Origin of the sequence: Reyranella massiliensis 521 (genome assembly GCF_000312425.1) — a bacterium.
Taxonomy (GTDB): Bacteria; Pseudomonadota; Alphaproteobacteria; order Reyranellales; family Reyranellaceae; genus Reyranella; species Reyranella massiliensis.
In genome coordinates this window covers 1,225,433-1,238,329 of record NZ_HE997181.1, presented here as the reverse complement: position 1 = coordinate 1,238,329, position 12,897 = coordinate 1,225,433, and the positions used below count along the sequence as shown (strand labels likewise).

Genomic DNA, 12,897 nt, shown 5'->3' with positions numbered 1-12,897 from the left:
CAGCGTTCGCACGGCGCAGCGACAGCGCCATGTTGTACTGCTCCGAGCCCGACGTATCCGTGTGGCCCGTCGCCGTGATGCGCGCGTTGCCCTTGGTCTTGTAGGCCTGAGCGGCCTGCTTGATCGTGTTCAGAGCCTGGGCCGACAGGTTCGAGCGGTCCCAATCGAAGAACACCATGTACGACGGCGGCGCGACGGCCGGAGCCGGCGGCGGCGGAGCGGCCGGAGCCGAGCCGAACTTGAACTGCAGGCCGAGCATCACGCTGAAGTTGTTGTTGCTCCAGCTCTGGCTGCCCCAAGCCGTGTTGATGGTCGGGTTCGACGTACCGTAGTAGCGGCCGTCCAGGTTGACGCGGAAGTTCGTGTCGACGTTCCAGCTCACACCGACGATGCCCTGATAGGCGAACACCGTGCTGCCCAGCGAGGAGTTGCTGTCGACGAAGCCGATACCGGCACCGGCACCGATGTACGGCGTGATCACCGAACCCGGCATGAAGTCGTACAGCAAGTTGGCGAGGATGCCGAGCTGGCCGACCTGGGTGTTGGCGGCAGCGCCCGGGATCCAGAGGTTGGTGCCGTTCTGACGGTACACACCCTCGATCTCAACGCGCGGGCCCACGAAGTCGTAACCGATCACACCACCGACTGCCCAGCCCGTCTGCGGCGAAACGTTCACGCCTGCGATGTTGGTGTTCAGCAGCCAGTTCAGGCCGCCTTCCGCACCGATATAGATACCGGGCTGCGGCGACTGCGCCTGCGCCATGACCGGCAGAGCAACTACCGCCGCGGCAGCCAGAAGTGCCTTCTTCATGAGTACTTCCCCTCGTCTTCAAAACTGGTCGAAACCGAACTTCATTCAGGCGGGCTGGCTTGGACCAACCTCACAGGCTTTTATACACACCAGTTCTGGTGAGGCGCAACCAAGGCAAAGAGGCCGTCATTCAGTCGCGAGAGTCCTGTGGCGGCGGGGCAACAGTCCCGCATTATCGGGCCTCTAGCAGCGCTTGTGAAAGTCAGGGATTGCGTACAGCCCCGCTACTAGATCTTGTGCCAGCCGATGCCCCGCTGCGGTCAACGGGAATGGGCATCCTGAGGCCAATGACGCCACCGCCCGACTCCCGTCGGCCGAACAGCGTCGGGCCGCTCAGCGGCTCGGGCGCCGTGTCGGACCGCTCCGCCAGATCGGGGTGCGGCAAGGGTACATCCGGGTCCGAGGCCCCCGGCGACAACAATCTACCCACAATCTCGGCGCCGGTAGGCTGGGTCTCGGCGGGGGCCAGGGACGAGCGCTGGGGTGACTTTGCGGTGTTGCCGGCCGGCCGGGTACGCGCGGACGGGGAAAGCGCAGCGCCCGGCGTGGACACAACCTGTGGTGAGGACGGCTCCGCCGCCGCAGTCGGTGTGACAATGGCCAAAAATGCGACCACCGCCCCTGCCGTGGTCGCGGCGGCGTGCCTGAAGATTGAATTTTTCATTTCACCTAGCAGATGGTGCATTCCGCCTGACTTTTCACCGCGGCATTTTGGATACCCCTGCAACCGAGTTCTGCGGTAAATCGCCATTCACTACTTATTTGGAGGAAATTGCATGGGCCAGTTCAGCAAAGTCGAGACCGACGGCCGCTTGATGATCGTCACGATCAACCGCCCCGAGGTCTACAACGCCTGCCATCCCATGGCGAACCAGGAACTGGTCGAGGCATTCGATGAATTCCAGACCAACCCCGATCTGTGGGTCGCCATCATCACGGGCGCCGGCGACAAGGCCTTCTCGGCCGGCAACGACCTCAAGTACCATGCCGAGATCCAGGCCAAGACCGGCAAGCGCCCGGTTCATCCGGCCAAGGGTTTCGGCGGGCTCGCCAACCGCTTCGATCTCGATAAGCCGGTGATCGCAGCGGTGAACGGCGTCGCCATGGGCGGCGGCTTCGAAATCGCGCTGGCCTGCGACATCATCATTGCCTCAGACAAGGCGACCTTCGCCCTTCCCGAGCCCAAGGTGGGCCTCGCCGCCGGCGCTGGCGGCATGCAGCGCCTGTCACGCATGATCCCGCTCAAGAAGGCCATGGGCATGATGCTGACCGGACGCCACGTCTCGGCCAAGGAAGGCTACGATCTGGGCTTCGTCACCGAAGTCGTGCCGCACGCCGAACTCATGGCATCGGCCAAGCGCTGGGCCAGCGACATTCTCGCCTGCTCGCCCATGTCGGTGCGCGCCACCAAGCAGGTCGTGATGCGTTCGCTCGACACGCCGTCGCTGGAGATCTCGATGCGCAACCAGCACTACCCGGCCTTCATCGCGATGGCGCACAGCGAGGACACCGTCGAAGGACCGAAGGCCTTCGCCGAGAAGCGCAAGCCCAACTGGAAGGGCCGCTGAAGCAGCAACGCTTCAGAAATTGCAGAGCGGCCGGGCCGCGTTGACTCGTAAACCTTCATCAATGAAGAAGTTTTCTAAATAAACGCTCATTGATGAAGGAGAACGCCATGTCTTCGAAGTTGCTCGGGCGACGTCAAATCACGATGGGCGCGACGGCGGGTGTAGCGACGCTCGCACTGCCGTCGCTGGTGCGCGCGCAGGACCAGTCGATCAAGGTCGGCACGATCTTCCCGCTGTCGGGCCCCGCCGGCCCCAACGGCCAGGCCGTCACTCATGCCGTGAAGATCGCGGCCGACATGATCAACGCCAAGGGCGGCGTTCTGGGTCGCAAGATCGTCCTCGTCAGCAAGGACGACGAGAGCACGCCAGCGGTCGGCGTCACGCGCGCCAACGAGATGGTGGCCGAGAAAGTCGCCGTCGTCATCGAAGGCTGGAACAGCCCCGTCACGCTCGCCATGCAACCCGTGCTGGCGCGCGGCAACATTCTCGACATCACGGCCGTGTCCAAGGCCGACCCGATCCTGGCCGGCCAGGCCAACCCCTATGCAGTGCGCATCAACAGCTCGAACGGCCAGGATGGCAAGGTGATTGCCGACATCCTGTTGAACAAGCTCAACGCAAAGCGGATCGGCTTCCTGACGCAGAACGATGCCTACGGCAACGGTGCGCAGGCCGTCATCGAAGCCGAGATGACCAAGCTCGGCAAGCCGTGGGAAAAGGTCGTCACCGAACAGTTCCCATTCAAGCAAACGGACTTCCGCGTCAGCCTCGCCAACGTGAAGCAAGCCAAGCCGGATGCGGTCGTGGCGATCAACGCCGCCGAATCCTCCGGCATGCCGGCGTTGATCCAGCAGTATCGCCAGGCCGGCATCGAGGGCACGCTGGTCGGCGCCGTCGGCACCATCCTGCCGACCGTCTTCAGGATCGCGGGCGAAGCGATGACGGGCGTGGTCTCCGCCGACATCTACTTCCCCGACCTGCCGCCGTTCGACGGCATCAAGGAGAACATCGAGTTCGTCGCGGCCTACAAGAAGGCGCACAACGAACTGCCGGACAAGGGTGCCGCCCTGGGTGCGGCCGCCCTCGAAGTCTGGGCCAGCGCCGCCAACGCGGCCAAGAGCCTCGACCGCAAGGCTGTTGCCGAAGCGATCCGCGGCAAGACGGTATCCGGCACTATCCTGGGCAACCTCGCTTTCGCGGCAAACGGCCAGGCGCAGCACAAGGAAACCGTCATCAAGGTCGTCGACGGCAAGACGGCGAAGATCGAGGTCCTGAAGTAGTTGGTTGCCACGGCGACAAGCAGCGGCGAGCGCCCTCATCTCGCCGTTGAAGGCCTGACCGTACGCTATGGCGCGCTGACGGCCCTGTCGGACATGAGCTGGCAGGTGTCCGGCGGCGAGGTGCTGGGCATCATCGGACCGAACGGCGCCGGCAAGAGCTCGTGCTTCGCAGCCGTAACGAATGCCGTACACCGGCAGGGCAAGGTGCAACTCGACGGTCGCGATGTTGGTGACTTGCCGACGCACGAACTAGCCCGCCTCGGCCTGCGACGCACTTTCCAGCACAATGCCTTCTTTGGCGAACTGTCGCTGCTCGAGAATGCTGCCGCGTCGATGCTGCGCGAACACTCGACATCCTTGATCCAGTCGCTCGCCCTGCCCTGGCGCGAAGCCGCAACCCGTCGGCGCGCCGAAGCTGCCGCTGCCGAGCTGCTTTCGTCGTTCGGCATCCCTGCTTCCGAGCATGGCAAGCGGCCGGGCGATATTGCCTATGGCACGCAACGCCTGCTTTCCATCGTCTTGGCCTATGGTGCTGGCGCGCGCGCGCTGCTGATCGACGAGCCCGCAGCGGGCACCGGCGGTACGGACATGCAACGCCTTGCCGATTTGCTGATCGACCTGCGCCGCCGCGGCGTCGCCGTGGTCGTGATCGAGCATCACATGGATCTCATCATGGCGATTGCCGATCGCATCGTGGTGATCGACCAGGGCCGCAAGCTGGCGGAGGGAACGCCGGCGGAGATCCAGCGCAACGAGGCCGTGCTCGAAGCCTATCTGGGACGCGCCGCATGACCGCCGCCCTCGACGCACAAGGACTGACTGTACGGTACGGCGGCAATCTCGCCGTCGATGGCATCGACGTCACGGTAGGTGCCGGCCAGATGGTCGGCATGGTCGGCGCCAACGGCGCGGGCAAGAGCACGTTGATCAATGCCTTGGCCGGATGGTCGCGCGGCACGCCGACGGTGCGCGGCACCGTACGGTTGGGCGAGCAATCGATGGATGGCCTGCCGCCGCATCGCCGCGCCCATCACGGGCTGGTGCTCGTCCCCGAAGGCAAGGGCATCTTCGCCGAGCTGACGGTGATGGAAAATCTCGCGCTGGTGCGACCGCCGGTCGATACGACGGGCCGTCACGTCTTCACGATGGACGACATCTTCGATCTGTTCCCGCGACTGGCCGAACGGCGCAGTCACAAGGGCCGCATGCTGTCGGGCGGCGAACGGCAGATGGTGGCGGTGAGCCGTGCCCTGCGGGCAGCGCCGAAGGTCCTGCTGCTCGACGAGCCGTCGGCTGGCCTCGCCCCGCGCCTGGTGCTGGAATTGCTGACGACCATGCGCAGCCTGGTCGATCGCGGCCTGTCGCTGCTGCTGGTCGAGCAGAACGTGCGCGCCACCCTGGAACTGGTCGACGAACTCTATCTGCTGGAGCGCGGCAAGGTGGTCGCCAAGGGGGCTGCCGCTAGCATGAAGAACGACCCGCGTATCCTCGAAGCCTATCTCGGAAGCCTCACCGCATCATGACCAGGCGCCCATGAACCTCGCGCAACAGCTCATCAACGGCCTGGTCCTGGGATCAGGCTACGCGCTGATCGCCATCGGCTGGACGGTGCTGCTGGGCGCGGCCCGGCTCGTTAACTTCGCGCACGGCCAGCTCTACATGCTGGGCGCTTTCGTTGCCTGGGCGATCATGCACGAGCTCGGGGTCAGCTACTATCTCGCCGTGCCGCTCGCCGTGCTGACGGTAGGCCTGCTTGGAGTTCTGCTGCAGGTCATGATGCTGCCGCTGGTCATGCAGCAGAACCTCACCAGTTTGATGATCGTCACGCTTGGCTTCGGTTACGTGTTCACCGGCGGCGCCTCGAAGATCTTCGGTGGCGATCCGCAGGCGTTCGTCAGCCCGCTGACGGCGGCGAGCATCCGTTTCGGCGATGTCTGGTTCACCTGGGCCGACGTCGTCACACTCGTCGGTACACTGATCCTGTTCGCCGTGTTGTGGCTGGTGCTGAATCGCACGCGCACAGGAGCGATCGTGCGCTCGGTCGCGGAGGATCCGAAGCTCGCGCAGCTTTTCGGCATCAATGCCGCCTTGGTCTATATCGGCGTCTTCGTCTTCGAATGCGCCGCTGTGGCCCTCGGCGCCGGCCTGGTGGCGCCGCGCAGCCCGATCCTGACCAGCATGGGCTTCGACGAGGTGATCCTGACCTTCGTCATCGTCGTGCTGGGAGGCATCGGCAGCGTCGGCGGCAGTCTGCTCGCCGGCTTCGGGCTCGGCATGTTCACCGCCTTGTTCGGCGCCCTCGTCTCGCCGGCCCACACGACGGCCGCGGCGTTCTTCGTGCTGCTGGCGGTGCTGGTGCTCCGACCGGGTGGACTGGCCGCAAAATGATCAAGCGTCACTCCACGTCCTTCGCGCTGGCCCTGGCGGGACTCGCTTACTTCGTGCCCACCGTGGCCGGAGGGGCACCGGCTGCCTACACGGCCTGCACGACGATCGCGATCCTTGCCGTCATGTCCTACGGCGCCGACCTGATCCTCTCCTATCTCGGCGAAGTGAGCCTCGGTCACACCGTCTTCTGGGCTGCCGGCGGCTATGCGGCCGCTCTGCTGTCGGTCAACTACGGCTGGAATGGCTGGGCGACGGCCGGCGGCGCCATCGTGGTCGCGATCATTTTCGCTTGCCTGCTGGGCCTGGCAACGTTGCGCACGCGCGAATTCGTCTTCTCGCTGGTCACCTACGCCGCGGCCGTCGTCGCCATGGAGATCGCCTTCAACTGGTCCTACCTTGGCGGCTCCGACGGCATCGTGGGCGTACCACCGCTCGACCTGCCGCTGTTCGGCTGGAACCTGGGCGGCGGCACCAACGACGAGCTGTGGCCGATCGCCTGGCTGCTATTGATGATCACCCTGCTCTTCATCCACCGCTTCCGCCGCTCGCGGCTAGGCGTCAGCGCGTTGATGGTGCACATGAACCCCGACCTCGCCACCGCGCTCGGCGTCGACGCACGTCGCGTCCGGCTGGCGGTGTTCGTGACCTCGGCGCCCATCTCCGCGCTGGCCGGCTGGCTCTACGCCTACCAGCGCGCCTATGTCGGCACCGACATGTTCGAGAGTTACTTCCTGGTGCTGATGCTCACGGCGATCGTCATCGTTGGCCGCCGCATGATCCTAGGCCCCCTGGTCGGCACGGCGCTGATCATCGTGCAGCAGAATTTCTTCTCGATCGGCGGCGACGGCGACAAGATCGTGCTTGGCGCCGTGCTGGCCGCGATCCTCCTCCTCTGGCCCAAGGGTCTGGTCGGCGTGTGGGATCTGCTTGCGAGCCGACGCTCACAGGCCGTACGTCATCGCTCCTGACGTTCCATCACACGCCAACCACGACTCACTTGCCCTTGAAGTTCGCCTTCCGCTTCTCGAGGAAGGCGTTGAGGCCTTCGAAATGGTCCTCGGTCGCAGCACAAGCGGCAAGGCCCTCAGCCTCGCGATGGGAGTGCTCGTCCCAGGAATTGTCGAACGAGTTGCGGATCAGCTTCTTGGCGACGCCCAGCGCGTAGGTCGGACCGTCGGCGAGCTTGCGGGCCAACTTCTCGGTTTCGGCGACGAGCTGATCCTTCGGCACGACCCAGTTCAGGATGTTGTTGGCCTTGGCCTCCTGGGCTGTGAAGCGCTCGCCTAGCAGGGCGATTTCCAACGCCTTCCGCTCGCCCACGACTCGCGGCAGGAAGTAGGTCGCGCCACCATCGGCCGAAAGGCCGATATGGCGATAGGCCAGGGTGAAGAAGGAATCGTCGCTGGCGATGGCGAGATCGCAGTTCAGGATCAGCGACAGGCCGAAACCGGCGGCGGCGCCCTGCACCGAGGCCAGCACCGGCTTGTTCATGCGGCGAATCTGGTAGACTGCCTGATGCGCCTTGACGACGCGCATCTCGAAGCCTGCGAGATGAGCCTCCCTCTCCGTCGTCAAGGACTTGTGGAAGCCCCTGATGTCGCCGCCCGCCATGAAATGCGTGCCGGCGCCGCGGATCACCACGCAACGCACTTTCGGGTCCTTCTCGAACGACGCGCTGTGCTCGACCAGCAGGTCGCGCATCTCCATCGACAGCGCGTTCAACGAGTCCGGACGATTGAGCGTCAGCCAGCCGATGCCGTCTTTGACTTCGGCGAGGACGTGTGGTGCGGACATGCGGATACTTCCCTAAGTGATGATGTCCGGCCAGTTTGCCCCAAATGAGTGTCGAGCCAATCGGCTATTTCATCCCAGGGCCGTCGCGGCATCGACTTGCGGAAGAAGCCGAAGTGGCCGACGGCATCCGTTCCGAGATCGTCCGGTGCGAGATGCAGACGCTCGACGGCAGCATTCGGATAATAGGGTCGCAGCGCTTCGACCGCATCCAGCGGCGCAATGGAATCATCGGTGAAGCTCATCCACCGCAAAGGAAACGCGACGTCCGCGTTGTGCGGCCTGAGTGGCGCTCCCCGTGTGTCGCAAACGTAGTGGCGCGACCGGCCCCAGCGCGCCCAGCTCCGCGCCACGCCGCTCGGCAAGTCGGCCGTGCCAACCCATGCGCCAGGGAAGCGACCGGTGAGCATGGTGAGACCCGGGATCAGCAACCACCATAGCGCCAGCATGCGCAGGCGGCGACGACCGGCCGGCCAGTGTCGCCAATAGCCGCTCTGACTGCAGATCAGGACAGCGGCATCGAGGCTGCCGATATTGTCGGCGAGCCCCAGTATCTGGCCCCCCAGCGAATGGCCGATTACCGCCCGCGAAGCATCGGGCGCGAGCGCCGCGAGATGGTCGATCATCGACGCCTGATCGACCCTGCCCCACTGCTCCATGGTCGCGTCGCGCGGTTTGTCCGACCCACCGAGGCCGCGATAGTCGTAGGTCAGGACAACGAAGCCACGGTCGGCGAGATGCCGGGCAAAGGCCGCATAGAACTGGCGCGGAATGCCCGTGCCGCTGTTCAGCAGGACGGCATGGCCGTTCGGAGTCGCGGGCTCGAAGAGGCTGGCGGCGAGCTTGGCGCCGTCGCGTGCGGCGAGAAGGAGATCCATGCGGCCAGTCCAGCGCGCAGCGATGGCGGCGACAAACGCATTGGCGGCCGCCTGTCGTGAATGGGATTCAGCCCGGGGTGCGGTGCGGCGCGAAGAGGATGATGCCGGCGCCGACCAGGCAGACAAGGGCGCCGGTCACATCCCAGCGATCGGGCCGCGTACCCTCGACCAGCCACAGCCAGACGAGCGTCGCTGCGATATAGACACCGCCATAAGCTGCATAGGCGCGGCCGGCGGCATCGGAATCGATGAAGGTCAGGAGCCACGCAAAGAGCAGCAATGCCCCAGCGCCGGGGATTACCCACCAAGCGGACGCGCCCAGACGCAGCCATGCCCAGAAGGCGAAACAGCCGGCGATCTCGAAAAAGGCCGCACCTGCGTAGGCGAGGATCGATTTCATGCTGCCGCTGTCATGGCAGCGATCTCATCGACAAGCCAGCGGCGCAGGGCGCGGATCGTCGGCACCGAGCGCTCGCGCGACCGGCAGACGAACCAGATCTGTCCCTGGGTCGGCACCTGTGGACCGACGCGCACCAGCGCGCCCGACGCGATCTCGCTTTCGATCAACGGATCGAAGGCGAGGGCAACGCCCAAGCCATGCATGGCGGCACGCAAGGCCGGACCCATGCCGTCGACCTGCACGCCCTTGGTGCCGCCGCGACGTTCGGCGAAGCCCTCCGGTGCGAGCCCCGCCCCTTTTGCCCATTCGATCCACGACATGCCGAAGGGCGAGACCCGAATCAGCGGGGCGCGCAGAAGATCGATCGGCGTCTTGAGCTTGAGACGCCGCGCCAGCACCGGCGACGTCACCGGAACGGCCCGCAGTTCCAGAACCTTCTCGGCCGCGACGTCGGGCCAACGGCCGTCGCCGTAACGAAGGGCGACATCGACCAGCCCGGCCTCCATGTCAGCCATGCGCGGGCTTGCCTCGACCTGCAACTCGATGGTGGGATGAGCGTCGAGGAACTCGCCGAGCCTCGGCAGCAGCCAGTGCGAGGCGAAGATCGGCACGGCCGAAACGCGCAGCCGCCGCGAGCCCTCACCCTGCTGCGCCATCGCACGTGCGAGCTCTCCGAAGGCACGCCCCGTCGTGCCGGCGAGTTGTCGACCAGCGGGCGCCAGCACGACACCGCGCGGGCCGCGCTCGAACAGCTTCTCGCCGAGCTGGCGCTCGAGACCGGCGATGCGATGGCTGACCGCCGAGGCGGTGATGTGCAACTCCTCGCCCGCCGCCTTGAACGAGCCGGTGCGCGCGGCAAGCTCGAACGCCTGCAGCGCCAGCAACATTCGCGAGGTCAGCACGGCCCGTAGGCGTGCATGCCCTGCATCAGAACGCCTCGGCCGGCAAAGCCATCAGGGTCGAGGCGCCCGCCTTGATCTGATGGTTCAGCGAGACCGTCTGCGGCAGCACGCGCGCCATGTAGAAACGCGCGGTGACGAGCTTGGCTTCGTAGAAGGCGTTGTCGTTGCCGGCGGCCAATCCCTTGTGGGCGGCGACCGCGATACGGTTCCACATGAAGGCCATGGCCGTGAGCGCCATCAGGCGCAGCAGATCGCTCGCCGCACCACCGGCCTCGTCGGGATTCTTCATGGCGTTCTGCATCAGGAAGAGGGCCGAGTCCTGCACGCGGCCCAGCGCCTTCTCCAGCGGCTCGACGAACTCCTTCATCTTTTCGTCGGCCTTGTGGGTCGCAACGAAGGACGAGATCTCGCCCAGCAGGCGTTGTGCAGCAGCACCGCCCTTCATCGGCAGCTTGCGGCCGACCAGATCGAGCGCCTGGATGCCGTTGGTGCCTTCGTAGAGCTGGGTGATGCGAGCATCGCGGACGAGCTGCTCGACGCCGTTCTCGCGGATATAGCCGTGGCCACCATAGGTCTGCACCGCGAGGTTGGCGCACTCGCTGCCCATGTCGGTGAAGTGTGCCTTGATGATCGGCGTCAGCATCTGAACGAGATCGTCGGCCGCCGCGCGCTTCTCCGCATCCGGATGGGAGTGCGCTTCGTCGATCAGCATGCCGACCCACAGCGACAGCGCGCGGGCGGCTTCCGTGAACGATTTCTGGATCATCAGCATGCGCCGCACGTCGGGATGCACGATGATCGGATCGGCCGGACCGCCGGCATTCTTCGGGCCCGTGAGCGAGCGGCCCTGCAGGCGGTCGCGCGCATAGGCGACGGCGCTCTGATAGGACGTCTCGGCAATACCGAGGCCCTGCATGCCGACGCCGAGGCGGGCGGCATTCATCATCACGAACATGGCCGGCATGCCCTTGTTCAACTCGCCGACCAGCCAGCCGGTCGCGCCGTCGAGGTTCATGACGCAGGTCGCGTTGGCCTTGATGCCCATCTTGTGCTCGACGGCGCCGCAGCGGATGCCGTTGCGCTCGCCGATCGAGCCGTCGGCCTTGGGCAGGAACTTCGGCACGAGGAACAGCGAGATGCCCTTGGTGCCACCGGGCGCATCCGGCAGGCGCGCCAGCACGAGATGCAGGATGTTCTCGGCGAGATCGTGCTCGCCGGCCGAGATGAAGATCTTGGTGCCGGTAATCTTGTAGCTGCCGTCGGCCTGCGGTTCGGCCCGCGTGCGCAGCATGCCGAGGTCGGTGCCGCAATGGGGCTCGGTCAGGCACATCGTGCCCGTCCAGGTGCCGTCGGTGAGCTTGGGCAGGTACTTCTTCTTGAGATCGTCCGAGCCGTGGCGCGACAATGCTTCGTAGGCGCCGTGGCTCAGGCCGGGATACATCGCGAAAGCCTGGTTGGACGCGGTGAACATCTCCTGCAGCGCGAAGCCCACCGTCGCCGGCAGCCCCTGCCCGCCGAACTCGGGGTCGCAGGTCACGGCCGTCCAGCCGCCCTCGGCGAACTGCTTGTAGGCTTCCTTGAAGCCCTTCGGAGTGCGCACCACGCCGTTCTCGTAGTGGCAGCCTTCCTCGTCGCCGGTGCGGTTCAGCGGAAACAGCACGTTCTCGCAGAGCTTCGCGGCTTCCTCGACGATCGCGTGGATCGTGTCCGGCGTCGCTTCCTCGTAGCCCGGCAGCTTGGCGAGCGACGAAACGTCGAGCACTTCGTTCAGAACGAACTGGATGTCTTTGATCGGGGCCTTGTAGACGGCCATTGCTTCCTCCTCAGTCGCTTTTCAGCCTAGTCACTCTCAGGATCGACGCCGCGCTGGCGCAACTCGGCGCTCACCTGGCTCTCGACTTCCCTGAACTCGTTGATGTGCTGATCGAGATCGGCGCGCTTGCGCTCGAGATCGGCGATATGGAGCTGGCTGCGGCGCAGCAGCTCGCGCAACTGCTGCACGCCGGTGCGGTCGACCTGGTAAAGGTCGAGCAGTTCGCGGATTTCCGCGAGCGAGAAGCCCAGCCGCTTGCCACGCAAGATCCAGCTGAGCCGCGTGCGGTCCCCGACGCTGTAAAGGCGCGTCATGCCCTGGCGGCGCGGCTTGATCAGGCCCTCGTCTTCGTAGAAGCGGATCGTGCGGGGCGTGATCGCAAACTCGCGCGACAGTTCGGCGATGCTATAGATGCGCTGTGTGTCACGCGGCACGGCGCTCTTGGCGGAAGATGAGGCGGCGACGGACATGGTGACGAAGTCTTAGTTAACGTTTACGTAAACGTCAATGCAGGTTAACGTAAACGGAAGGGAGAAACATGGCCATCTATCAGTTGAACGACCGCGTGCCGGTGATTCCGAAGTCCTGCTACATCTCCGAGGAAGCCACGATCATCGGCTCGGTGATCCTGGGCGAGAACGTGAACATCTGGTTCGGTGCCGTCCTGCGCGGCGATAACGAGCCGATCGTCATCGGCGACGACAGCAACATCCAGGAACTCTGCGTGCTGCACACCGACCCGGGCGCGCCCCTCACCATCGGCAAGAACGTAACGGTCGGCCATCAGGTGATGCTGCACGGCTGCACGATTGGCGACGGCTCGCTGATCGGCATCCAGTCGGTCGTGCTGAACCGCTCGGTGATCGGCAAGGATTGCCTGGTCGGCGCCGGCGCCGTCGTGACCGAGGGCAAGAGCTTCCCCGACCGCTCCGTAATCTTCGGTTCTCCGGCCAAGGTCGTTCGCGAACTGAACGAGGAGAATGCCACTCGCCTCAAGATGAGCGCCGAGAGCTACGTCGTGCGCGGCCAGAACTACAAGGCGAACCTGAAGCGCATCGGCTGAAGT

At 65.2% G+C, this 12,897-nt stretch carries 14 protein-coding genes; 7 read left to right on the top strand and 7 right to left on the bottom strand.

What is annotated here, in order from left to right:
• Window positions 1-811, bottom strand: an 811-nt coding sequence (locus tag BN60_RS06110; RefSeq protein ID WP_020695122.1) for an OmpA family protein, incomplete at its 3' end; no start/stop codon positions are given.
• A 776-nt stretch (window positions 812-1,587) separates the two neighbouring features.
• Between BN60_RS06110 and BN60_RS06105 the strand changes: the two genes are divergently transcribed.
• From BN60_RS06105 to BN60_RS06080, 6 genes are all read left to right on the top strand, one after another.
• Complete coding sequence (locus BN60_RS06105; protein ID WP_020695121.1) at window positions 1,588-2,379, top strand: enoyl-CoA hydratase-related protein; 792 nt, start codon at window positions 1,588-1,590, stop codon at window positions 2,377-2,379.
• Between the two features lie 107 nt (window positions 2,380-2,486).
• A complete protein-coding gene (locus BN60_RS06100) occupies window positions 2,487-3,659 on the top strand; it encodes an ABC transporter substrate-binding protein (protein WP_020695120.1) in 1,173 nt (390 codons plus the stop codon).
• Window positions 3,660-4,451 (top strand): ABC transporter ATP-binding protein, encoded by a 792-nt coding sequence (locus BN60_RS06095; RefSeq protein ID WP_020695119.1) that lies wholly within the window; start codon window positions 3,660-3,662, stop codon window positions 4,449-4,451.
• Complete coding sequence (locus BN60_RS06090) at window positions 4,448-5,182, top strand: ABC transporter ATP-binding protein (RefSeq protein ID WP_020695118.1); 735 nt, start codon at window positions 4,448-4,450, stop codon at window positions 5,180-5,182. The genes BN60_RS06095 and BN60_RS06090 overlap by 4 nt, the downstream gene beginning before the upstream one ends.
• Window positions 5,183-5,192: 10 nt before the next feature.
• Window positions 5,193-6,047, top strand: coding sequence for a branched-chain amino acid ABC transporter permease (locus BN60_RS06085; protein WP_020695117.1), 855 nt, complete (start codon window positions 5,193-5,195; stop codon window positions 6,045-6,047).
• On the top strand, window positions 6,044-7,015 hold the full coding sequence (locus BN60_RS06080; protein ID WP_020695116.1) for a branched-chain amino acid ABC transporter permease: 972 nt from the start codon (window positions 6,044-6,046) through the stop codon (window positions 7,013-7,015). Before BN60_RS06085 ends, BN60_RS06080 begins: the two co-directional genes overlap by 4 nt.
• A 25-nt stretch (window positions 7,016-7,040) precedes the next feature.
• Here BN60_RS06080 and BN60_RS06075 read toward each other — a convergent pair whose 3' ends face one another.
• From BN60_RS06075 to BN60_RS06050, 6 genes are all read right to left on the bottom strand, one after another.
• On the bottom strand, window positions 7,041-7,841 hold the full coding sequence (locus BN60_RS06075; protein WP_020695115.1) for an enoyl-CoA hydratase/isomerase family protein: 801 nt from the start codon (window positions 7,839-7,841) through the stop codon (window positions 7,041-7,043).
• Complete coding sequence (locus BN60_RS06070) at window positions 7,790-8,716, bottom strand: alpha/beta hydrolase family protein (protein ID WP_020695114.1); 927 nt, start codon at window positions 8,714-8,716, stop codon at window positions 7,790-7,792. Before BN60_RS06070 ends, BN60_RS06075 begins: the two co-directional genes overlap by 52 nt.
• Window positions 8,717-8,783: 67 nt before the next feature.
• The gene (locus tag BN60_RS06065; RefSeq protein ID WP_020695113.1) at window positions 8,784-9,116 is read right to left on the bottom strand and encodes a YnfA family protein; all 333 of its coding nucleotides are present in this window, start codon (window positions 9,114-9,116) and stop codon (window positions 8,784-8,786) included.
• Window positions 9,113-10,018: a LysR substrate-binding domain-containing protein gene (locus BN60_RS06060; RefSeq protein ID WP_148283334.1), complete on the bottom strand. Its 906-nt coding sequence runs from the start codon at window positions 10,016-10,018 to the stop codon at window positions 9,113-9,115. Before BN60_RS06060 ends, BN60_RS06065 begins: the two co-directional genes overlap by 4 nt.
• Before the next feature lie 25 nt (window positions 10,019-10,043).
• Window positions 10,044-11,831: an acyl-CoA dehydrogenase C-terminal domain-containing protein gene (locus BN60_RS06055; RefSeq protein ID WP_020695111.1), complete on the bottom strand. Its 1,788-nt coding sequence runs from the start codon at window positions 11,829-11,831 to the stop codon at window positions 10,044-10,046.
• Window positions 11,832-11,857: 26 nt separating this feature from the next.
• Window positions 11,858-12,301, bottom strand: a complete 444-nt coding sequence (locus BN60_RS06050; protein ID WP_020695110.1) for a MerR family transcriptional regulator — start codon at window positions 12,299-12,301, stop codon at window positions 11,858-11,860.
• A gap of 68 nt (window positions 12,302-12,369) precedes the next feature.
• Between BN60_RS06050 and BN60_RS06045 the strand changes: the two genes are divergently transcribed.
• Window positions 12,370-12,894 carry a gamma carbonic anhydrase family protein gene (locus BN60_RS06045; RefSeq protein WP_020695109.1) on the top strand — a complete coding sequence of 175 codons (525 nt, stop codon included), beginning with the start codon at window positions 12,370-12,372 and terminating at the stop codon, window positions 12,892-12,894.
• Window positions 12,895-12,897 lie beyond the last annotated feature (3 nt).

What these genes read in the sequence shown, in the direction of transcription:
- BN60_RS06105 (WP_020695121.1), top strand. Translation starts at nt 1,588, where the DNA reads ATGGGCCAGTTCAGCAAAGTCGAGACCGACGGCCGCTTGATGATCGTC.
- BN60_RS06100 (WP_020695120.1), top strand. Translation starts at nt 2,487, where the DNA reads ATGTCTTCGAAGTTGCTCGGGCGACGTCAAATCACGATGGGCGCGACG.
- BN60_RS06090 (WP_020695118.1), top strand. Translation starts at nt 4,448, where the DNA reads ATGACCGCCGCCCTCGACGCACAAGGACTGACTGTACGGTACGGCGGC.
- BN60_RS06085 (WP_020695117.1), top strand. Translation starts at nt 5,193, where the DNA reads ATGAACCTCGCGCAACAGCTCATCAACGGCCTGGTCCTGGGATCAGGC.
- BN60_RS06080 (WP_020695116.1), top strand. Translation starts at nt 6,044, where the DNA reads ATGATCAAGCGTCACTCCACGTCCTTCGCGCTGGCCCTGGCGGGACTC.
- BN60_RS06075 (WP_020695115.1), bottom strand. Translation starts at nt 7,841, where the DNA reads ATGTCCGCACCACACGTCCTCGCCGAAGTCAAAGACGGCATCGGCTGG.
- BN60_RS06070 (WP_020695114.1), bottom strand. Translation starts at nt 8,716, where the DNA reads ATGGATCTCCTTCTCGCCGCACGCGACGGCGCCAAGCTCGCCGCCAGC.
- BN60_RS06065 (WP_020695113.1), bottom strand. Translation starts at nt 9,116, where the DNA reads ATGAAATCGATCCTCGCCTACGCAGGTGCGGCCTTTTTCGAGATCGCC.
- BN60_RS06055 (WP_020695111.1), bottom strand. Translation starts at nt 11,831, where the DNA reads ATGGCCGTCTACAAGGCCCCGATCAAAGACATCCAGTTCGTTCTGAAC.
- BN60_RS06050 (WP_020695110.1), bottom strand. Translation starts at nt 12,301, where the DNA reads ATGTCCGTCGCCGCCTCATCTTCCGCCAAGAGCGCCGTGCCGCGTGAC.
- BN60_RS06045 (WP_020695109.1), top strand. Translation starts at nt 12,370, where the DNA reads ATGGCCATCTATCAGTTGAACGACCGCGTGCCGGTGATTCCGAAGTCC.